15 protein-coding genes and 1 tRNA gene are annotated in these 20,754 nt (G+C 56.1%); 11 read left to right on the forward strand and 5 right to left on the reverse strand.

Going from position 1 to position 20,754, the window contains the following annotated elements:
* Positions 1 to 33 precede the first annotated feature (33 nt).
* From rpmI to KW849_RS08270, 7 genes are all read left to right on the forward strand, one after another.
* A complete protein-coding gene (gene rpmI, locus KW849_RS08240) occupies positions 34 to 228 on the forward strand; it encodes a 50S ribosomal protein L35 (protein ID WP_002553160.1) in 195 nt (64 codons plus the stop codon).
* Between the two features lie 28 nt (positions 229 to 256).
* Positions 257 to 613, forward strand: coding sequence for a 50S ribosomal protein L20 (gene rplT / locus KW849_RS08245; RefSeq protein WP_007905879.1), 357 nt, complete (start codon positions 257 to 259; stop codon positions 611 to 613).
* A gap of 109 nt (positions 614 to 722) precedes the next feature.
* Positions 723 to 1,739, forward strand: a complete 1,017-nt coding sequence (pheS, locus tag KW849_RS08250; protein WP_007975711.1) for a phenylalanine--tRNA ligase subunit alpha — start codon at positions 723 to 725, stop codon at positions 1,737 to 1,739.
* A 26-nt stretch (positions 1,740 to 1,765) separates the two neighbouring features.
* Entirely contained in the window at positions 1,766 to 4,144 is a 2,379-nt protein-coding gene (gene pheT / locus KW849_RS08255) for a phenylalanine--tRNA ligase subunit beta (protein WP_218428924.1), read from the forward strand.
* 3 nt (positions 4,145 to 4,147) lie between these two features.
* Positions 4,148 to 4,450 carry an integration host factor subunit alpha gene (gene ihfA, locus KW849_RS08260; protein WP_002553164.1) on the forward strand — a complete coding sequence of 101 codons (303 nt, stop codon included), beginning with the start codon at positions 4,148 to 4,150 and terminating at the stop codon, positions 4,448 to 4,450.
* Positions 4,431 to 4,787 (forward strand): MerR family transcriptional regulator, encoded by a 357-nt coding sequence (locus KW849_RS08265; protein WP_003179985.1) that lies wholly within the window; start codon positions 4,431 to 4,433, stop codon positions 4,785 to 4,787. Before ihfA ends, KW849_RS08265 begins: the two co-directional genes overlap by 20 nt.
* Before the next feature lie 89 nt (positions 4,788 to 4,876).
* Positions 4,877 to 4,953, forward strand: a tRNA-Pro gene (locus KW849_RS08270).
* Positions 4,954 to 5,401: 448 nt separating this feature from the next.
* Here the strand turns inward: KW849_RS08270 and KW849_RS08275 are convergent.
* Positions 5,402 to 6,268, reverse strand: coding sequence for a DUF5677 domain-containing protein (locus tag KW849_RS08275; protein WP_218428925.1), 867 nt, complete (start codon positions 6,266 to 6,268; stop codon positions 5,402 to 5,404).
* A 292-nt stretch (positions 6,269 to 6,560) separates the two neighbouring features.
* Here KW849_RS08275 and KW849_RS08280 point away from each other — a divergent pair, with 292 nt between their 5' ends.
* The 4 genes from KW849_RS08280 (at position 6,561) to KW849_RS08295 (ending at position 8,550) form a co-directional block, all read left to right on the forward strand.
* Complete coding sequence (locus tag KW849_RS08280) at positions 6,561 to 7,118, forward strand: hypothetical protein (protein ID WP_218428926.1); 558 nt, start codon at positions 6,561 to 6,563, stop codon at positions 7,116 to 7,118.
* Between the two features lie 132 nt (positions 7,119 to 7,250).
* Positions 7,251 to 7,565, forward strand: coding sequence for a type II toxin-antitoxin system YafO family toxin (locus KW849_RS08285; protein ID WP_256357151.1), 315 nt, complete (start codon positions 7,251 to 7,253; stop codon positions 7,563 to 7,565).
* A 58-nt stretch (positions 7,566 to 7,623) separates the two neighbouring features.
* Positions 7,624 to 7,845, forward strand: coding sequence for a hypothetical protein (locus KW849_RS08290; RefSeq protein WP_218428928.1), 222 nt, complete (start codon positions 7,624 to 7,626; stop codon positions 7,843 to 7,845).
* A gap of 93 nt (positions 7,846 to 7,938) precedes the next feature.
* On the forward strand, positions 7,939 to 8,550 hold the full coding sequence (locus tag KW849_RS08295) for a hypothetical protein (protein ID WP_218428929.1): 612 nt from the start codon (positions 7,939 to 7,941) through the stop codon (positions 8,548 to 8,550).
* Positions 8,551 to 8,776: 226 nt separating this feature from the next.
* On the opposite strand, the gene KW849_RS08300 is transcribed toward KW849_RS08295, so the two are convergent.
* From KW849_RS08300 to KW849_RS08315, 4 genes are all read right to left on the reverse strand, one after another.
* A complete protein-coding gene (locus tag KW849_RS08300; protein ID WP_218428930.1) occupies positions 8,777 to 8,923 on the reverse strand; it encodes a hypothetical protein in 147 nt (48 codons plus the stop codon).
* 306 nt (positions 8,924 to 9,229) lie between these two features.
* The gene (locus tag KW849_RS08305; protein WP_218428931.1) at positions 9,230 to 14,506 is read right to left on the reverse strand and encodes a hypothetical protein; all 5,277 of its coding nucleotides are present in this window, start codon (positions 14,504 to 14,506) and stop codon (positions 9,230 to 9,232) included.
* A gap of 1,292 nt (positions 14,507 to 15,798) precedes the next feature.
* The gene (locus KW849_RS08310; RefSeq protein ID WP_218428932.1) at positions 15,799 to 18,048 is read right to left on the reverse strand and encodes an NACHT domain-containing NTPase; all 2,250 of its coding nucleotides are present in this window, start codon (positions 18,046 to 18,048) and stop codon (positions 15,799 to 15,801) included.
* A 985-nt stretch (positions 18,049 to 19,033) separates the two neighbouring features.
* Positions 19,034 to 20,617: a hypothetical protein gene (locus tag KW849_RS08315; protein WP_218428933.1), complete on the reverse strand. Its 1,584-nt coding sequence runs from the start codon at positions 20,615 to 20,617 to the stop codon at positions 19,034 to 19,036.
* Between the last annotated feature and the right edge of the window lie 137 nt (positions 20,618 to 20,754).

The following is a 20,754-nucleotide window of genomic DNA, read 5'->3' on the forward strand; positions in this document are numbered from 1 at the left end:
TATGTTTATCAACTGAATGCGGAGTATCCGAACATGCCAAAAATGAAGACCAAAAGTGGTGCTGCTAAGCGGTTTCTGAAAACTGCTAACGGTATCAAGCACAAGCACGCTTTCAAGAGCCACATCCTGACCAAAATGTCGACCAAGCGTAAGCGTCAACTGCGCGGTAGCAGCTTGCTGCATCCGTCTGACGTGGCAAAAGTCGAGCGCATGCTGCGCCTTCGTTAATTTTAGTCAAGAATAGAGGAAGTAACTCATGGCTCGTGTAAAGCGTGGCGTCATTGCCCGTAAGCGTCACAAAAAAATTCTGAAACTTGCTAAAGGCTACTACGGCGCACGCTCCCGCGTATTCCGTGTTGCCAAGCAAGCGGTAATCAAGGCAGGCCAATACGCCTACCGTGACCGTCGTCAGAAAAAACGTCAGTTCCGCGCTCTGTGGATCGCTCGTATCAACGCTGGTGCTCGTATCAACGGTCTGTCCTACAGCCGTTTCATCGCCGGCCTGAAAAAAGCGTCCATCGAGATCGACCGTAAGGTTCTGGCTGATCTGGCAGTGAACGAAAAAGCGGCGTTTGCTGCGATTGTCGAGAAAGCTAAAGCCACCTTGGCTTAAGTACCCCCGACAGTCACCCGGCCTCGCATCTGTGGGGCCAGGTGTTAAACGTCATAAATAGGGGAAGAGCCTTCAAGCTCTTCCCCTATTTTGTATCTGGAGTCTGTACATGGAAAACCTGGATGCGCTCGTCTCTCAAGCACTAGAGGCTGTGCAAAGCGCTGAAGATATCAATGCCCTGGAGCAAATCCGGGTTCACTACCTTGGCAAGAAGGGTGAATTGACTCAGGTGATGAAGACCCTGGGGAATTTGCCGGCAGAAGAGCGTCCGCAGGTCGGTGCGCTGATCAACGTTGCCAAGGAGCGTGTCACAGAGGTCCTTAATGCGCGCAAGGCATTGTTTGAAGAAGCCGACCTGGCTGCCAAACTTTCTGCCGAGTCCATTGACGTGACCCTGCCTGGCCGTGGTCAGACCTCCGGTGGTCTGCATCCGGTTACCCGCACTCTGGAACGCGTCGAACAGTTCTTCACCCGTATTGGCTACGGCATCGCCGAAGGCCCGGAGGTCGAAGACGACTATCACAACTTCGAAGCACTCAACATCCCAGGCCACCACCCGGCCCGGTCGATGCATGACACCTTCTATTTCAATGCGAACATGCTGTTGCGCACCCATACCTCGCCGGTACAGGTCCGCACCATGGAGTCGAAACAGCCGCCGATCCGCATCGTCTGCCCAGGCCGTGTATACCGCAGCGACTCCGATATCACCCACTCGCCGATGTTCCACCAGGTCGAAGGCCTGCTGATCGATCGCGACATCAATTTCGCCGACCTCAAAGGCACCATCGAAGAATTCCTGCGGGTGTTCTTCGAAAAGGAACTGGCGGTGCGTTTCCGTCCTTCCTACTTCCCGTTCACCGAGCCATCCGCCGAAGTCGACATGGAGTGCGTGATGTGCAGCGGTAAAGGCTGCCGCGTCTGCAAGCAGACTGGCTGGCTGGAAGTGATGGGCTGCGGCATGGTGCATCCGAACGTGCTGCGCATGTCCGGTATCGACCCGGAAGAGTTCTCGGGCTTTGCCTTCGGCATGGGTGTCGAGCGTCTGGCCATGCTGCGTTACGGCGTGAACGACTTGCGTCTGTTCTTCGACAACGACTTGCGGTTCCTCGCGCAATTTCGCTAGTCGTAACGAATTCTTAGGAGAGCAGGATGAAATTCAGTGAACAATGGCTGCGTGGCTGGGTTAGCCCGCAGGTAAGTCGCGACGAGCTGGTTGCTCGTCTGTCGATGGCCGGTCTTGAGGTCGATAGCGTTACGCCGGCCGCCGGTGTTTTCAGTGGCGTGGTGGTTGGCGAGGTGTTGAGCACCGAACCGCACCCGGACGCAGACAAGCTGCGCGTGTGCCAGGTCAGCAACGGTTCGGAAACCTTCCAGGTCGTTTGCGGTGCGCCAAACGTGCGCCCGGGCCTGAAGATTCCTTTCGCCATGATCGGTGCCGAGCTGCCAGGCGACTTCAAGATCAAGAAGGCCAAGCTGCGTGGCGTTGAGTCCAACGGCATGCTGTGCTCGCAATCCGAGCTGCAGGTTGGTGAAGGTAATGACGGTCTGATGGAGCTGCCGGCCGATGCGCCGGTCGGTCAGGACATTCGTGAATACCTGAACCTGGAAGATGCCAGCATCGAGGTCGATCTGACCCCGAACCGTGGTGACTGCCTGTCCCTGGCCGGTCTGGCTCGTGAAGTCGGCGCGCTGTACGCTGCTCCGGTCGTCCGTCCGGTAGTCGCTTCGGTGCCTGCCGCGCACGACGAAGTGCGTTCGGTAGAAGTGCTGGCGCCGGCCGCGTGCCCGCGCTACCTGGGTCGTGTCATTCGTAACGTCGACCTGTCCAGGCCTACGCCGCTGTGGATGGTCGAGCGCCTGCGTCGTGCAGACGTGCGCAGCATCGATGCCGCCGTCGACATCACCAACTACGTGATGCTGGAACTGGGTCAGCCGCTGCACGCCTTCGATCTCGCCGAAATCAACGGTGGCATCCGTGTGCGCATGGCTGAAGAGGGCGAGAAGCTGGTGCTGCTCGACGGTCAGGAAGTCAGCCTGCGTAGCGATACGCTGGTGATTGCCGACCACTCCCGCGCACTGGCAATCGCCGGCGTCATGGGTGGCGAGCACAGCGGTGTTTCTGCGACCACCCGTGATGTGTTCCTGGAAAGCGCCTTCTTCGACCAGATCGCCGTAGCAGGCAAGGCCCGTTCCTATGGCCTGCACACCGATGCATCCCATCGCTATGAGCGTGGTGTGGACTGGCAACTGGCCCGCGAAGCCATGGAGCGCGCGACCGGCTTGCTGCTGGACATCACCGGTGGTGAAGCGGGTCCGATCATCGAGACCGTCAGCGAACAGCACCTGCCGAAAATTGCTCCGGTCACCCTGCGTGCCCAGCGCATTACCCAGATGCTGGGTATGGAAATGGATTCGGCTGAAGTGGAGCGTCTGCTCAATGCCTTGGGCCTGACCATTACTGCCGACGGGGCAGGGCAGTGGCGTGTAGAAGTGCCAAGCCATCGCTTCGACATCAGCCTGGAAGTCGACCTGATCGAGGAGCTGGCACGCCTGTACGGCTACAACCGTTTGCCGGTTCGTTATCCGCAAGCGCGTCTGGCGCCGCAAGCCAAGGCAGAAGCCCGTAGCGATTTGCCGGAACTGCGCCGCCTGCTGGTTGCCCGTGGATATCAGGAAGCCATTACCTACAGCTTCATCGATCCGAAACAGTTCGAACTGTTTAATCCGGGTGTGGAGCCGTTGCTGCTGGCTAACCCGATCTCCAATGACATGGCTGCCATGCGTTCGTCGCTGTGGCCAGGTCTGGTCAAGGCGCTTCAGCACAACCTGAACCGTCAGCAGGATCGCGTGCGTCTGTTCGAAAGCGGCCTGCGTTTCGTTGGTCAGCTCGAGGGTTTGAAGCAAGAGCCGATGTTGGCGGGTGTTGTTTGCGGTAGTCGCCTGCCGGAAGGCTGGGCGCAGGGTCGCGATACCGTCGACTTCTTCGACGTCAAGGCAGACGTGGAAGCGGTACTGGGCTTCGCCGGTGCCCTGGATGCGTTCACTTTCGTGCCGGGCAAGCACCCAGCGCTGCACCCGGGTCAAACCGCGCGCATCGAGCGTGACGGTCGTCTGGTCGGCTTCATTGGCGCGATCCACCCTGAATTGTCGAAAACCCTCGGTCTCGACCGTCCGGTCTTCGTCTTCGAGCTGGTTCTGGCGGAAGTGGCGTCGGGCAAAATGCCAAAATTCCAAGAGTTATCGCGCTTTCCTGAAGTGCGTCGTGACCTTGCACTGATTGCACACAAAGACGTTGCAGCCACGGCCGTACTGGATGTAATCCGTGAAAATGCAGGCGAATGGCTGACAGACCTCAGGCTATTTGACGTGTATCAGGGTAAAGGCATTGATCCTGATAGAAAAAGCCTCGCAGTCGGCTTGACCTGGCAGCATCCATCGCGCACTCTTAATGACGATGAGGTGAATACCGCAACGCAAAACATCCTCACCTCGCTCGAAAAAAGGTTGAACGCCACGTTAAGGAAGTGACGTATGGGGGCTCTGACGAAAGCTGAGATGGCGGAACGTCTGTATGAAGAGCTGGGCCTGAACAAACGGGAGGCCAAGGAATTGGTCGAACTGTTTTTTGAAGAAATCAGGCACGCTCTTGAAGACAACGAACAAGTCAAATTGTCCGGTTTCGGCAATTTCGACCTTCGGGACAAACGCCAGCGGCCTGGCCGCAATCCGAAAACGGGGGAAGAAATCCCGATCACGGCTCGCCGTGTGGTCACCTTTCGTCCAGGGCAGAAGTTGAAGGCCCGAGTTGAGGCTTATGCTGGAACCAAGTCATAACGACGAGCTCCCCGTCATCCCGGGCAAACGCTACTTCACCATTGGTGAAGTCAGCGAGCTGTGTGCGGTAAAACCGCACGTGCTGCGCTACTGGGAGCAGGAGTTTCCTCAACTCAACCCTGTCAAACGCCGCGGAAACCGCCGGTATTATCAGCGCCAGGACGTGCTGATGATTCGGCAAATCCGCGCGCTTCTTTATGACCAGGGGTTCACCATCGGCGGAGCGCGCCTGCGTTTGTCCGGTGATGAGGCCAAAGACGACACCACCCAATACAAACAAATGATCCGCCAGATGATCGCCGAGCTCGAAGATGTTCTGGTGGTGCTTAAGAAATAAATTCCTGCTTTTAAATACTTCCAGTTTTCAAAAGCTTGCGATATATTCTTGAGCGTTCCTCGAGGTGAGGAACAGATTTCACGCCTAGTCGGGGCGTAGCGCAGTCCGGTAGCGCACTAGCATGGGGTGCTAGGGGTCGAGTGTTCGAATCACTCCGTCCCGACCATATAATTCAATGACTTAGGTCTGTAGCGAAAGCGCAGGCCTTTTTCATTTATGAATTTACCCCACCTTTTACCCCACTGAAAAATTGCCCCGCCAGCAGAACGTACAGCGGGTGGGTGTCTAATTGATTCCTTGCTAGTTTAGCCAGCGAGACCGCCAACTTGCTGCGTAGGCAAAATATCTTGTATGGACAAAAATTCTACGAATTAATGCGAGAAGGTTTTCCGGAGCGGTCTTTGAAGCGAAGGCTCCAGACTTTTGCCCCGCCCCCTCCCTAAGGCCTCTGTCAAGCAGCACCAGTGAATCGCCCCTAGTTTCGTAGGCAACCTTGATCGTCAGCTCAGGCTGCTCAGTATCGATCGTGACCGGCACAAATTGGCCAAAAGCGGTCATTGTCCGAGCGGAGGCAGCCCACTCAAAATCTTTGCTGGGCATACGCCCACTTCGGCTCAATCCTGCTTTTTAGCTGACGACGAACTGTCCCGGCCGAAGTCTTCACTTTGGGCAGCTTTATACAAACGCTTGAACAGCTTCCGTTCAACGTCGATCAGTGGCTGGCAGTTGTGAATCTGCGCGAACGCTGCGAGAAAGCCACTGGCAGCGTGGCTGACAGCAGAGAGAATGTCGACCACTTGGCTCTCTGTATTGGCAAGAAAGCCCTCGACGTTCATTTCGCCGGGGTTGTGTGCGCTCATGAAGTAGCTCATACCGTACACTGACCCGTGGATGATCTCCGAAGAGATGGCGTATATCAGTCCATAAGCACCGAGCAAGGCCCCTCCAGCTGGCCGGACTACTTTCCCTATGCGATCAATCTTCGATGGCGCATCCAGCGTGCTCCATGAGCCCTGTCCTTTACCAGCGAACTCAGGAAACATCAGCGCTGCCGATGCCTTCGGATCAGGGCCGGTGCTCAATGTGAATGCGAATTCGCCGGTGCCAATCACGCGGTTCATATGCTTCCAGGCGGCATAGTCTTTATGCTTCAAAGCGCGTTGCGATACTTCGACCGGCTGAGTTACGAAGAAAGCAGCATTGATAAACCCCTCTATCACACCGCGGGTAATCGGGTAGAGATCACGAACGGGGATACCGACGGCGCTTGATCCTTTTAGGATTGTATTGAGCGACTGACCAGCGCCAAGCGATGTGGCGCTCACTGCCCGCACCTGATCCCATTCGAGGACGGATTTCAGCTTCTGCCCGCGAAAAACGATAGGCCCCTGCGACATCACCCACAAAATCAAGCGCAGTAGTTCCTGCTGCTCTTCAATGACGGCACGTAATTCTATTATTGCTAATATGTTCTCGCTCATGTCCTTTCCGTAGGTTGGTGGCTCCTTCAAGAGCATTCGCTTTGGGTCGATCGACAGCTGCCGACATTCTCGCATCGCTCGAGGACTTGTTACACGACGGCGCCACAGCTTGAAATACGGTGTTGGCCCTGTTTTTGCAGGGCTATAGCCGCCTGTCTGATATGCCTGGTCGTTACAAAAATGTGGTGACATTACGGTGGCACATTTGGTCAGACGATATAGAGTCACTTTTAAACACCGGCCTGAAACGCAAGCAGCAACAGACCAGAGCACGCCCAAGAGGGCAAAGACCATGAAGCGCGACCAACAGCATCACCGTCATGACCCTTATTCTAAAGAGGTCATGCTTTCCCTTACTTTGCGTGTGTCGCTGTATTGCGCACAAGTTGCAGCTGCCTCCAGTGCTGAGTCGAGCGCTCGCCTGGAAGCCGCACGCGAGAGAAATGTTGTTGAAGACGCAAAAATTCGTACCGCGATCAAAGAAGCTATTGTCAGCTTGAATGAGCTCAATGACTTTGTGTTTGACGCAGGGCGCTCCATGCTCACAAACATGCCCCCACGGCACGTGATAGAAGATGAACGGTTTTCCGAGGTGGCGAGCACATTGCGCGCGTTGGAATCAGTGTTAGCCACTAAGGCTGAGCTGTATTCGAACGTGCCAACTATGAGTGACGAATACAATGCGCTTCGGCGCAATCTTGCTACTACGCGTTCGCGGACAGCACAGAACGCCATGATTCTTAAACAGATGTTTCACGTGCCTGAAAGCTACGAGAGTTCAATAGATATGAAAGGGCTGGAAGCCTTGGCTTCCATTTCGACAGAGCGCCTCCATCAGCTTGTGAGCTGATGCCATATGACGATAATTGTCGAGTATAGCCCCGACACATACGATGATTTTTTTAAGGATGTTTTGTCCAATCACCCCACAATCTTGAACTCTTTGCGCGACGACTTTTATACCTACATCGCGTCCAACAGAATGACGCTCCCGGCATATTTCGGGTGCGACGTGCCATACACTCATCCACATGAAGCCTATGTCGTGGGCTTGATGCATATTCACATCGCCATCCCGCCGTCAGTGTTCCCTACGAGTAAACCGCAGTTTGACCGAAAGTGTCCTCTAGGTGATCCCACCAAAGATGCTGCGTTGGTATATGCACAAGGGCTCTACGATGAAGATAGATACGTTCTCATCGCCATGCTTCACCCCGGCGCCCATGACAAAGCCCGCACCGAAAAAATAGTTAAGCGACTAGCGGGAGTGGCAAAGCGTTTCCGCGATATCTATTAGTCTGACTCCCTGTCTCTTCGCTGCTACGCTTTCGGTTTTCTCGAACGGAATCGAAGCCATGCCCACCGAATACTCTCTGCCTGACACCCTAGAACGCATGTACGAAAATCAGCTCGCACTCGAAGCGGCGTTGATGGAGGTTGTGCTGTGGGTCGAGCAGCGCGGATCAAATGACGTCGGCGAGAATATGCGCAGTGCGCTGGACCTAATCGGCGAGAACGCTGGGCACATCAAACAAGGCCTGGCCAAGCTGGCTGTGCAGCACCGTGGTGACGCCTGAAAGGCCGATGGACAGACTGATGGCAAATCGGTAGCTTCCGCTGCTGCGCTGAAGCTATACCCGCCGAACTTGCACATCAGAGGCTGCACAGGAATGAAAGGATTCATCGAAACGTTGTTCGCCATCATTGCTCTGGTCGGGGCAGAAGCTTGGTTTCTTGCAGGTTACTATTCGGGAAGTCCTGACTATGAACCGGCCTTGGCATTCTTAGCTGCTTTGGGTTTTATACTTGCAAGGGACCCTATACGCGCAAAGTTTGCCAAGCCAGGAAACGGGCAGGCTCATGACAAAGAGTTGTTTAACTTGTTGCTCGCTGCGTTGCCTCCCAACCAAACATCTAAGTTCTTTAGAGAGCATGACTTCGGCGGCTCCTTTCATAGCGCAGACGTTAAGCCGCTTTATCGGTTTGCAGACACTTGGGAAAGTGTCGAAAACGAATTCCTCGACCCAGAGCTTGAGCGAAAAAACAAGGACTTCTACAAAATAGCCCTTGACCTCGCTTCCGAAATATCGAGTAGAACCGTACCGCTTAAAGGCAATACGCTCTCATCTGTTTACTCAGATAATCAAAGAAACGCAGGAGGGCCAAGACCGCCCTCGGTCATTGAGGATGCAAAGGTTCTTAACCTGAAATCAGCTGAGTTCGTGAAAAAGTACGAAGAGTTTGTGCGCGCTTGCCGTACGAAACTTAAGCACGAAGCATAACTAATTCATATCTATTTACCGTTCCAACACAAAACAAAGGGCGCTCTCCAAAGGCGCCCTTGTCGTCTGTTCTGCATACCGACATTCATCAATGACCTTCCGCCCTGGTGCCGGCCGTTGACTCTCTGGCCTGGCGCTCGAACCCTTCCCTGCCCCTGATGGCTGTGGCTTCGACTGCGGGAGCATCGCCTCAGCTGTGTCGGACAACCGGCTGTTCCTGTCAGGTTTACAGCCAGACCGAGGTGTTGTTGATGGGGCTGCGGCAGCTAAGCGAGCTCACCGACAATTTGTTCTCCCGCAGCTCCATCACCGCCATGCTCATCGGCGGTGTGTTCTGGTCAGAAAATCTCTGAAGACCAAAGCGGTAAAGCATCAACGTCTGCTTTGGGTCTTTTCAGCCGGTCGCCACAGGCAGAAAACGGCCGATTCTGTTGAAAAAGTCGACCATGGTTTGCGCAGCAGAAAAGTATGCGTCCGAGATTGAAATCTTTACTTTCGGCAGAGGCTTCCGGACTCGGATTTCACCTAGCAGTGTGCAAAAAAGGCGTTTTAACCAGTCAATGACCAGGCTGTTTGGGCGAACCGACTTTTTCAACAGAATCGGCCAATTGCAGACGTTGAGATTGAGGCGGCGAACGAACTTTCGTCACGCCGACCTCGTGAAGCCTGTTCTCGACCACTATCGCAGTTGCTTAATGCGCTCTTGGAGAGCCAGGGCGGCTGGGATGTTCATGGCTGCAAGTGCGGCAGCTATCTCGATAAGCGCCTGCCGCGCCTGAGCGCATTGCGACAGGGCCTGCGCGTCTGAACTCAATGCCGCCGCTACCAGCTCCACCAATGCGTCTCCCGTACCCTCGCGGTACCAGAGACTGGACGGCTCGCGCTCCTTCAGCATGGCGGCGAGCCAGCGAAGCCCGTCAAGCCGAAGTGGGGCTCCGAACTTTGTCGTCAGGAAGTGGCAGAAACGGGTGACGCATTCTTCGTCCCGAGCCAGGTGCCCAGCGGCCCAGCGTTTATAGAGATCGTTCATCCGCAGAGCCGCGCCCGGGTGCAGCCGGGACAGCGCATCCTCGTTCCCGAAGCCAAGCAGGTCGCAAATCAAGCGCTCGCCGTAGAACCAGAGGCCAGGTTGAGACCAATCGGCTGAGAGGCCGTACTCCGCAGTGGTCCGCCAGACGCGCTCGAATGCCACCGGGTCGTCACCTTTCCCGAGGCGCAGGAACATGCTGCGAATGAAGTGCTGCAGCGCGTAGTGTGCGGCTGGACCGTGAGCTAGAACGGCTTCCCAAACCGCGCGAGCCTCCCCTGCGGGCGCCGCGATCGACAGGGCTCCGAGCTTCAGAAGGATATCGTAACCGAGGTTCTGGCTCGGCAAGTCGTACTTGCCATGCTCACTCGCGCGCGCCTTGGCGCGCGTGGCGTCGTAATTCCAGATGCGCAGCGCCAAGCGTGTGTCGAGATCGCGGTCGCCAGTGCCACCGCCTTCGATGAGCCAGTTAAACAGGACTTCGAGGAGTTGACTGTCTAGCGAGCTGCCTCGTTCGCGCTCCGGTTTTCCGCGCCAAGTCTGATCGCCGGCATTGTAGAGCCGCGTCCGGCGCTGGAAGTCCAAACGTTCTAGGCCCGTGACGACACGCTTGAAATCGAGCTCATCCGGTGTCGTGTTCGCTCCACGGAGCGGAAAGCGCCGCAACCGCGCGAGCCACACCCTCCAGGCGCGCTCCGCATAGTCGCCATCGCGGTGGTGCGGAGCGAGCAGGATGAGGCCCGACCAGAGGAGCCCGGCGCGGAGCAGCCGCCACCAAGCGGTGCCAAGCTGCTCTCGATTGGCGTAGGCGACGCCGACCACAACGGCGGTCGCTCGCATGTCGCCGCTCGTCAGAAGGCGCAGGACGGCGGTCTCCCATTCCTGAACGCCATCTCCATCGGCGAGCCAAAGGTGCATGATCGCGTAGGCGACGAACTTCAGCTCGTCGCGGAGGCTCCCTATGCGCCCCCCGCGAATCTCTTCTCCTGTCGACGCGACCGCCGCTACACCGGCGCGTACGACTTCGAGCGCGTGCTCCTGCACTTCAGGGTTCTGGGCGAGCCAAGCGCCGCCCAATGCGACGAGCGTGCCGGCTGCAGCGAAACGGCATTTCGATGTCGCTTCCTCATCTTCGCCCTCCGTTCCGGCGTCACATTCTTGGAGCAGATTGAAGAGGTACGAGGCCTCATCGTCGGTGAGCGGTTGGCCGCCCTGAAGCCTCTGCTCGCACCGGTCAGGCACGAAAAGGTACGTGAGGGTTGGCGCGCAGTCGGCCTGCCACGACAACACCTCGAGGCGCAGTTCGTCAGGGTACACGAGGCTCCTGGTCTCCCCGCCCGTCGCCGGGTCGGTGTCGATCTGATAGTTGGCCCGGTCAAGCGCGGCGAAGAGCAACTTGAACTCCAACGCCACCTTCGGGTCCTCAGGCAGCGCCCAGGTCGGCAGCAGCGCTTGAAGACGCCGCGCAACATCGTCGTCGGCCAACAGGAGTTCGGTTACGACATCGAGGAACTTATGCTGGCGATGGGGTGCTAGGGTCCAATCACGGGCGAAGTCAAACATCGCCTGGCCGCCCTGGAGCCCGCTCCAACCGATGAAATTATGGCCAACCTGCTCCACGCGGGCGCTGTCCCAATAGAACAGGTTCGGGAACGTCAGCAGAGCCGAGAGGGGCCCCGTCAGCAACGACGGTCGATACTTGGCGACGTTGAGGAGCACGCTGATGAGCGCCACGGAGTTCCCCTCCCGCAGTATCCTCTCGATATCAGCGGTGATGTCCTCACCCGCGTCGAGCCGCAGCGTAAACCAGCGCTCCAACGCATCGAGAGCACAGAACAGGTTTCCGTTGCGCATCGAGTCATTGGACTGCGGCCAGCCGAAAACCTGCCACCAGCCAGGGAAGGTCTTATCCGACCCGTCCGCGAGTTGCAGAGTCACTCCGGGAGCGGTATCTGTGCGACCCTTCATGACCTCGGCGACCCAACGTTCCGTGCAGAAGTTCACCAGCGCGATGAGCGAGGTGAGCGCCGTTTCCGGGGCTAGCTGGAAGAAAGAGAAGAACGGGCTTTTCCAGAAGGCCGTCGGGTATGCGTCCTGGGGGTATTCGAGGCCGAGGTCCGTTTCGAACCGCGCGGACCCGTACTCCCGTTCCGGCTGGTCTTCGATGATGAGCGCGAGCAGGACTTCGGCCGCCAGCTCAGGCTGCACACGCATCAGAGACTGGATGCCGTTCTCCTTGATGCAGGCGGTCCGAAAATCCATGTCGACCTTGTCGTTGGCCCCTAGCGGCCAAGGCGGCAATCGTTCGCTGAGCGACCCGAGAGCGCGCGGCATCTGCTTCCGTTCTTCGTGCCGCACCTTGTATTTGGCATCGGTCTGCAGACGCTCGGCGTGGGCCTTCGCCTTCTGTAGCTGAACCTCGGCGATGCGCCGTTTGGCGTCAGCGTCGACCTGTCGGCGTCCCGCGAGTTCGAGCGCCCAGTTCCCGACCTCGGTAGGCAAGTCTGCCGCCCCAGCCAGTGGTGCGGTGTACAGCAACGGCTCATGCGTCAGGTACATCACGCCGTTGCCCTTCTCGACCTGCACGGTCCGAGCCATGGCGAGCGCCATCTCCGCCATCTCCGTCCGGAAAGGCATTAGATTGCCGTTGCTCAGCGTGCGCGGCGTCTTCGTCAGCCAGGTCTCGATGACCTTCGCGAGAGCGGACGAAACCAGCCCGGCTAGTCGCTCCCGTTGCGCGATGAGGAAGCAGAGAACGGGCGGCCATCGGCCAAAGACAATCGAGCGGTAGTGTGCCTCCATGTACAAGCCGACTGCCGTGTTCAGTCCCATTCCGCCGCCGGTCGGCACCGTCGCGATGTGGTGGAAGCGCAGGAGCAGCCGTGTGAAGTGTTTCGCGCCGTTGTCGAGCAGGAGGTCGACGCGTTCGGTCAGGAAGCGTTCGGCGTCGGGGTCCAAGCAGAGCGCATCAAGGAGGATATTGCCTGCCAGGTCGTTCTTCGCGGCTTCCGCGGCCCCGAAGGCGACGTCCCATACCGTGCCATTCTCGGCCGGCTGTCGCAGCAGGAACTGGCCCAGCATCCGGAGCGCGTTCGTCCAGAGCGGATTGCCGGCCAGGGCGGCCCACTGCGGCGTGTCCGTCCAAATCTGTTTCAGGAACTGGAAGCGCGCCCAATCCGCCGCGAGATCGTGTTCGAACTCGATGCGGTTGGTCCGCTCGTTCAGGCGCAGCGGAAGCTCGTCGGGGCGCTGCGTGAACGTCGCCGTGTCCGCCGGCTCCAAGTCGGTTAGCGCGAAGCTGCGCTCGAACGATGCTTCTCGCTGGGCGAGGCGCATCATCAACGCCTTCACGTCGGCGCGGTCCTTCGTCCAATACTTCCAGAGTCGATCGGCGATGGCGGTGTGAGACGCGAGTCCACTAGCGTTCGCCCCCAGCGCCGCACCCGCCTTGATGACCCACGCCAATGTCCGCAGGTTCGTCAGCGCCGCAATGGTGTCGTCATGCGCGGCCAACCAGCCCAAGGTGAGTGAAGGCAGAAGCGCCAACTTCACCGCATCGTTCTTGAGCGTTTCGACCTCGACGAGATGCGCTTTCCGCCCGCCGAGTATCGTCTCTTCGCCTTCGACCCAACTCTGCGTCTGCGTGACGATGACGACCCGCCACGCGCCCTCGGTCTCGGTCTCTTCGCCGTCACTCGGCAGAATAGCTTGAAGCAGCTGGCGGATGACGACGAACTCGCCGGCCTCGATGCGTTCCGCAGAGTCGATGACCAGCACGTTCTGCAGCTTCACCGTGAGGTTCAGCACCAGCGAGAGGTCGTGTGTCAGAGGGAGGGCGCCGCGGCGCGCGGCGCTAAGCGCCGTCTTCAGTTCTTCCGGACCGAACCACACCTGGTTCCAGGACGGATACGCGCCGTCCAACACAGACTTGACCAGCGCCGACTTGCCCGAGCCCGACTCCCCGAAGACCACCGTGATCGGGTGGTCGGCGACAGCTGCCTGGAGCGATGCCTTCTCCGCTGTCCGCGGGACGGAGTAGCCAGACGTTAACTCTGTCTCTATTCGCGCCTTGTGGTCCGCGGTGATGTTGAAGAGCGTCCCCCAATCACGCTCGAAGTCCGGATGATGGCGGAGGCCGAACTGGCCTCGGAGCAAGGACAACAGGTCCGGGACGGTAATGGTCCCGCTGCGAAGGCGTACCTCCTTCGCGACGTTAATGAGGCCCTTCCAAAGAGCCTGCGCTTCGTCGTCACAGCCAGACGCGAGCAAGCGACGGCATTGCGCGATGGCCTGGGTCTCGTTCTCGGAGTGCGCGAACTGCAAGTCGGTCGGCAGCACGTGCAGGCGGCGAATGAGCTCGATGGTCTCCTCGTCGGACGCGCCGCCGGGCTTCTGGACGCTGTCGAAGACGCCCGACTGCCTCTTGTTGCTGCGGATGCGGCTCATAGCGAGCGCGGTATCCGTGCCGCTGCACGCGTTCTTCACTTCGCGCCACGCCGGGTCGAACACCTGATGGGTGCCGAGCGTGACCAAGGCCAGCCCGTCGGCCGCGCGGTTGAACGACCCCTGCGGGTCACGCCACTGTTCCCATGCGCACGTCACGAAGTCAGCGGGGAGACCGGCCGCGGTTACCTGCAAATTGCCTTTCACCGAGATCGCAAGCCGCCGAGGCGCGGTGGTTGCCTGGGCCGTCAGCAGCAGGTCGTCGATACGCCACCCCAAGGTCGAGACTTGGGCTTGGACCTGCGTGACCACGCCGCCGATACCCGGTGCCTGCTCACCTGACAGGGACTTCACCAACTGCCAGGCGCTTATCAGGTCCTCGAACTCGAACCCGGCGCCGCTCGTCGACCGCAGCGTCGCGGACGCGCGTTTCTCGCTGCCGCCACGAGGCGCTTTCGGCTTCGATGTGTTCTTAGATGGGGCCATTAGCTTCCGAATGCTTGTAGCTGTGCCGTATCTGTCGGCGAGAAGTAGGGGGTGCAGGCTCCTCGCAGCCTTATGGTGGGCTTGAAGCGCGTCATAGGTCCCCGATTGCTAGTTCAGCACAACTGTGTTGCACCGACAAAGTGTACTGCCGAGGTGGTGCCGAAGCCACCGCGCCTGCAGTCAAAACCTGGGGGTGTGCATCCGGAGCAGACCTCCGGAACGTCCCCAAAGGGTCGATTTCGGCCGGTTGCGACAGGCAGAAACGACCCATAGCTGACGGTGGCGACAGACAGGAAACGGCCGATTCTGTTGAAAAAGTCGGTTCGCCCAAACAGCCTGGTCATTGACTGGTTAAAACGCCTTTTTTGCACACTGCTACGTGAAATCTGAGCCCCGAAGCCTCTGCCGAAAGTAAAGATTTCAATCTCGGACGCATACTTTTCTGCTGCGGAAACCATCGTCGACTTTTTCAACAGAATCGGCCAGGAGCGGTCAGTCACAATAGACAGAGTCGGTCCTCAGCTCACTCTCGTCCGAATCAAGATCGTGGTTTATTCCAGATTTTTAGAAGGGCTACAGAATATCTTGTCGTAGTCCAGCGTGAGTTAGAATTGTGAACCGAAACTCTGCTCCGCGCCCCGGGGAAGAACTGTGCGGTTCCGGAGATAATCATAACTGAACGGGATTAGTAGACGATGTCGCTTTATAAGTATGTAACAACCAAGACCGCCATAAAAATTCTTAATGGAAGCTCGCACCACTGTAGAGTGTGTAGGCTATAAGGACTGCGACACGAACACTCATTGAAGCCGCGACATCCCATCAACTCTCCTGAGAATCGTGGCGAATTTCCCGAGAGGCTGGGTAGCCGATTATTACCGTATAACGACGGCTGTAAAGGCTTCGAAACAACTCACGCAAAGGTTGGTATAGCCGATGTCGAGATATTTCAGAAAGCGACAGGCGCCTGCGGGAATCCGCAAGTGATTGTCACTCTTAGTTGCACAGCCGCCTCTCCCGAGAACTGCCCATCCTGCTGAGGATGGACAGTACTAAACCTCATTTAGTCACGGCTAATCCCGCCGACCGAGACCGGTACTGTCCGTCAACGACGCTCCAAACAACGGCGTTGACAGCCTCCGCGCCGGTTTTGAGGACTACCTGGGCAAACCGTGCGACTTTACCGAACTGCTGTGCCTGGAAATCATGGCATGGCTGCGTAGTCCCAGGGTCACCGACGGGCTTTCTCTGTCTTCCGACCGGCGCGCCAATGTATACAGGTAATTGCTTCTCTATTGCTTTAGAGTAGACGCTTCTTTCCAGACCGGGTCTTCGGAAAGGGTAAGCTCAGAACGAATTTTATTCATTCTGTCTGTATATCTTCGAATAGGTTTATATACCCAGCCATCATCTCCCTTGGCTCTATCTATAAGGCCCTCCCGCAAAAGCATTTTGATAATCGAATCTACTAATTTTGGGCTAAATTTTTGGCCGTAGCCACCCTTTAGAAGGGATGCTTCTTCTCTTCCGCCACCAGGCTGGAAAAAAATCTTATGAATTATAGAAAGAAACAATTTTTGAGCTGGTGGTAGGATGCTTTCTTTGATTCTTGAAGCATTGGAGATGCGCTCATAGTTGAAAGCCTCAGTATTTGTGACCCAGGCTGGAAAGCCTTGGGAATCTGAAACTCCAAATGCGTGTGAAACAATGCACCCATCAATCACCACGCCATCTTGTACTGTTATTGGTGTTGCGCCAAGAAATAAATGTTCAATCTCGGAATCCTTGATCACCAGATTTTTTATTACTCGAGCACTAAGATTTAACACTGGGAAGACTGAGCCAGACAGCTGCAGGGACTGAAAGTCCAACGGGTCGCCACCATAAATTGTTAGGATTGAAACTATCTCGCCAAGCTTTTTTGTATTTCGGCTGTTGCCATTTTTCTTTATATACGAAAAACAATGCTGCTCTAAATCGAAGATTCTAATTGTTTGTGCGGCATGAAATGCACCAAGATGCCGAAGTGATTGGCACCATTGAACTTGATCGTGTATATCCTTCATATTAATAACGTCTACAACAAGCGCTTCCGCACGAAGGATGTCAAGAACATTAAGATCAAGAAAATGTCGGTCAGGAGACTCTGGCTCTATCCTGCCGAGAGTGCACATTCTTGAAAGGAGCTGGCGACCACTTTGATCTGGAACTGATCCTACTACTGCTTGGTAGGCAGTATCAATATCACTAGGGGAAAGCCGGCCATTGGCTGTGGCGGAGTAACGGGTTACAGACGCTAATCTATGAAGAATCGCGTGAATGGTTTGAGGGGCGATCGAACCACCCACTCCGCTAGACTCTCGTCTACAAACTGCATGAATGAAGGTGCCCCAGAATTCGTATTCACCATGCTGGCGATTTAATATAACGCCAACGTCTGCCGGGTCTAGTTCAACGAGGAGCTGGAAAACTAATGGCTTCCTCGGTAACCACTCAGGTACAAGGGACTTAATGCCGATTGCTTCTAGGTATTTATTCCCTTCATCTTCTGAGAATTCTTCCGGCGCCTCAATGCACTCCGTGTTAGACCCGGCGGATAAACCGAGGCTTTCTAGCATCTCCTCGCTGCTATCGAAAAAATGAGAACGGCCGGTTATTAGTATCCCCGTTTTTCCACGGGTAATTAAATCGCGAACACCTTGTACTGCTCTCCGTCGAAGGCTTTTTCTGTCTTCGACTCTCGCGTCATGAACTTGAGTGCCGATCTCATCAAATCCGTCCAATAGGAGAATGAGTTTCCCAGAGTTCAGGAGGCGAATGACATTGTCTATAGAGCTACCGATGCCGATTATACCGAGGTGCCCTGCTATAACTTCTAACGCGCTTGAACTGCTCCAGTGATCTCGTAGGTTTATTGCCAGAGGGTAAGCGCCCGATTCTCTAGTGCGCGTTCTGAGTAACTCATACACCTCACGGACGCACCGGCTTTTACCAGTTCCATAATCTCCGGTAAGTACGATGTTTTGACCGCGCTGCAGGCTTGAGGCGATATTTTCTAACGTGTATTTTTTTGAGCCATCTGTTTCAGAGTACCGAACATGAATGAATTCGCGAGGGTCATTCGCACCTGTCTTTGAATCCACGGCACTACCAAAAGGAGATCTTTTTCGCAACGCGTCGTAGGAAGCGAAATCAAAAAAATCTTTGCTAAACTCAGCGGCCGAACATACTTTTATATGGCTGCTTCTGCCAGCTTCAATCATACTGAGCGTAGGCTCATCTTCTAATACAATGTAAGCCCGGCAAATTATACCCTCAACTGCAAGCCTCATTTTCGTAGGCTTTATCTTGTTGAGGTCATCACGCACCTTCTGAAGGGTTCTTTCAGTAGTGACTTCTATAATAATCACTTCATCATCGGAGATGCGAATAACACTATCAAAATCCACCCCGTCAATATGCTCTGCTTTGCAAGGTGCCCCCCACTTTAGAGAGGCGATCGAGCGAACGTATTCTTCAAGGTTCTTCCATGTGGCGGACATATCTCAAGCACCTGCGGACTAAGATAAATTGTATTAGCTCATGCGCGTCGCATGAGGCAATCCCTATGTTAAATATTGTGGGTATCGATCTCGCAATGTTGATCTTCCAAGCTGCGCTCTACTACCGACAGTGAAACTGATTAACCTTCGCTGACATTGTGTTCAAGCTTTCTGCAAAATCCATTTCCCTGCTCCGTTGCACATTCACCCGATCGGGGTCGTAGAGGCGCAACGCTACTATGCCTTAATCCAATTCTGCTACTGGCATTCCATCCACGCTGGATGCCTGGCCAGGTGGATGACATCTGGTTTATCCGCTATCGGGCTCTTGAACCCTCTGGTTTCCTAACACATCCAGATGACTGCTTTTGGCCGTTCTCTGCCCGTCAAAACGTACTCAACGCGATTAGAGGGGGATGCGATAGCGGCCGGGGTGATTACGATATTCTGGGTCATGGTCTTGGCTCCATTGGCGTCTGGTTATACCGCTCGTGCAACTCGGCCCCCGTTACACAGTAACGGCCTGCCGGCGCATAGCAGGTGCGGCAGGCGAACAAGTGGCGATGGTACTGGTCACGGGCCTCGAGCCATTCAGGCGATACCATGGCGGCGCTGTGGTAGATGTGCTTCGCGGCTCCCCGGCGTCATGCTGCTCGATTGTCGGGTCAGCCATTGGTGCTGGTGGCGACCATGCCGGATGGCTACGGATCAGGCGGGCGGCAAAGCATGGGTGTGTGCCGCACTGCTCGGCCAGATCATCAGCAGTCAGAAACCGCAGCCCCAGCAGATATGCCGGCGAGCATCCCAGCAGGCGAGCAAAATGACCAAGCCATCGACTTGCCTCTACTTTGGACGGCCCCTGAGCTGGGTGGTCATTAGCGCCGGGGGGCGCTGGCTTCTCGACTTTGTGTTTTTCAGGGGGAACCGAGGGAGCCGGGGGAAGAGGAGACAGCCTTTGATCTTCACGTCGGCAATTAGCGCACGCTCAGTCAGCAGGAAGCGTGGGACCATGTAAATGAGCATCGATGACACGAAGTGACTTGCGAGCTGCCGTCACAGCGCCGGCGTGTAAGTTGTCGGCGACAATCTTCGCTAAGAAGGCACGATCATTAGGTTCAGTCGCTGCTTCCGCGATTAATCGATACCAATACCCGAGGGCTGCTTCTCGATGACGCTGCGGAATTGTTTCGTGCTGCTCCATGAAGAATTGCCATAAATCACTCGCGCCGATCAGTCCTGTCGAGAATGCTACGACCATAGTGCCTAATAACTCAGGCAACTCCCGAGGTGAACCAGCATTTTGGCCAACCCGATCAGCTAATGCAGCACGAGTTTGTTCAGCACGAGAAAGACCGCCCCTGATTTCGCTCGTCCATTCAGCTGGCGGTGCAGTTTCGCGACGGACTGCCTCGATTCCCGCCAGTACCTCGTTGATTCTCTCAGTAAATGAGGCACGGTTTGCAGCATCCACCGCTTGCCGTAAGAATCCGGCCAGATGCTGAAGTTGTTCTTCAGCCACCAAGCGTACAACGAACCAATATGGCCGAATCGTTGCTCTGCTTACACTGAAAGCAGCCGCAATAAATGGCCACGCCATTTGACCAGTTAACTCCCTGTGACCGAGTTCTGCCACTAGTTGCTCTTGAGTGAGTTGAAATAGGTCGAGCTGGAAATCCGCTGGTGGCAGGTGGAGCACCCCCTCTCTTAGCCTGCCGTTCGCTGATGGAATATCAGCATTGAATTGCTCACCAATCGAGCGGAACTCCCTACGGAGATGAGCCGCTTCTACGGGCAGAGCGCCAGGAACATTCGGACGTATCGCTACCGGAATCGCCGGCCCTCCACCCGCCGCGCGTATTAAACGACCTGGTACGGCCTCATGCACGATTGCCATTAAAAGTGCTACGTCACCAGCAGTAGGTACAACAGCAACGCGATCCAACGCCTGCAACCAACCTGGCTCCTCGGCCGGAATGTCCGGAAGCACTAGAAAGATAGAACGCAGGGCCTGAGCGCGATCGGTTATGGATTCCGCTGTATTGAGTTGCGAGACCAACTGTTCCAACAATACCTCGATCTGTCTAGCCGGCAGTTCTAGCGATGGAAGTGCCTCAAGGTAGGGCTTTACTCTTGTCGATTTTCCAAGAGCATTAAGGAAGCTGTACACCCTGTTGACCGCCTCCACAGCCACATCTATGCCAACTCCTCTGCCGCCATGAAGTCCAGCTGCGCGAAATGAGAGCAACGCCCTAAACCATAGAGACATCTCAAGCAGTTGTTGTCTGTGGACATCAGCATCAGGAACTCCAGCCGTAAGAAATGCGGCCCGTGATGGAGGTCGTCTGAGTAGATCTCTCACCTCCTCAAGAATTGTGCTAGCGGACTTATATTGGGAGCCCGCTACAAACGCAGCTTCATCACCCATGACTTGGATGAGAATCGCCGCAAGGGCCTGCTCAGCAGAGGTTCCAGCCATGCCAATGACCGCGGCGTTTTTCGCTTCCTCTGATCGCAACTGATGACGCTTAGGCAGGGCTAACGCTGTTAGCGCGATGGCCAAACTGTCCATGCTCGCCTCTAAGAGGCGGACACTGCTTCGACTTAGATACTGCGGCAATAGCTTCACTCCTTTTCAGCCAGCCACACAGCCAACACAGGCATATTAGGATATCTTGAGCCTGCGTCGCCTTACTGCCTAATCATGTA

Source organism: Pseudomonas sp. PDM26 (genome assembly GCF_019219185.1).
Lineage (GTDB): Bacteria > Pseudomonadota > Gammaproteobacteria > Pseudomonadales > Pseudomonadaceae > Aquipseudomonas.

Bases quoted from the DNA above. Each gene is read 5' to 3' on its own strand.
- ihfA (WP_002553164.1), top strand. From the start codon at position 4,148: ATGGGGGCTCTGACGAAAGCTGAGATGGCGGAACGTCTGTATGAAGAG.
- KW849_RS08290 (WP_218428928.1), top strand. From the start codon at position 7,624: ATGCCCACCGAATACTCTCTGCCTGACACCCTAGAACGCATGTACGAA.
- KW849_RS08300 (WP_218428930.1), bottom strand. From the start codon at position 8,923: ATGCTTTACCGCTTTGGTCTTCAGAGATTTTCTGACCAGAACACACCG.
- KW849_RS08295 (WP_218428929.1), top strand. From the start codon at position 7,939: ATGAAAGGATTCATCGAAACGTTGTTCGCCATCATTGCTCTGGTCGGG.
- KW849_RS08285 (WP_256357151.1), top strand. From the start codon at position 7,251: ATGACGCTCCCGGCATATTTCGGGTGCGACGTGCCATACACTCATCCA.
- KW849_RS08280 (WP_218428926.1), top strand. From the start codon at position 6,561: ATGAAGCGCGACCAACAGCATCACCGTCATGACCCTTATTCTAAAGAG.
- KW849_RS08315 (WP_218428933.1), bottom strand. From the start codon at position 20,617: ATGGACAGTTTGGCCATCGCGCTAACAGCGTTAGCCCTGCCTAAGCGT.
- KW849_RS08305 (WP_218428931.1), bottom strand. From the start codon at position 14,506: ATGGCCCCATCTAAGAACACATCGAAGCCGAAAGCGCCTCGTGGCGGC.
- pheS (WP_007975711.1), top strand. From the start codon at position 723: ATGGAAAACCTGGATGCGCTCGTCTCTCAAGCACTAGAGGCTGTGCAA.
- rpmI (WP_002553160.1), top strand. From the start codon at position 34: ATGCCAAAAATGAAGACCAAAAGTGGTGCTGCTAAGCGGTTTCTGAAA.
- pheT (WP_218428924.1), top strand. From the start codon at position 1,766: ATGAAATTCAGTGAACAATGGCTGCGTGGCTGGGTTAGCCCGCAGGTA.
- KW849_RS08275 (WP_218428925.1), bottom strand. From the start codon at position 6,268: ATGAGCGAGAACATATTAGCAATAATAGAATTACGTGCCGTCATTGAA.
- KW849_RS08265 (WP_003179985.1), top strand. From the start codon at position 4,431: ATGCTGGAACCAAGTCATAACGACGAGCTCCCCGTCATCCCGGGCAAA.
- rplT (WP_007905879.1), top strand. From the start codon at position 257: ATGGCTCGTGTAAAGCGTGGCGTCATTGCCCGTAAGCGTCACAAAAAA.
- KW849_RS08310 (WP_218428932.1), bottom strand. From the start codon at position 18,048: ATGTCCGCCACATGGAAGAACCTTGAAGAATACGTTCGCTCGATCGCC.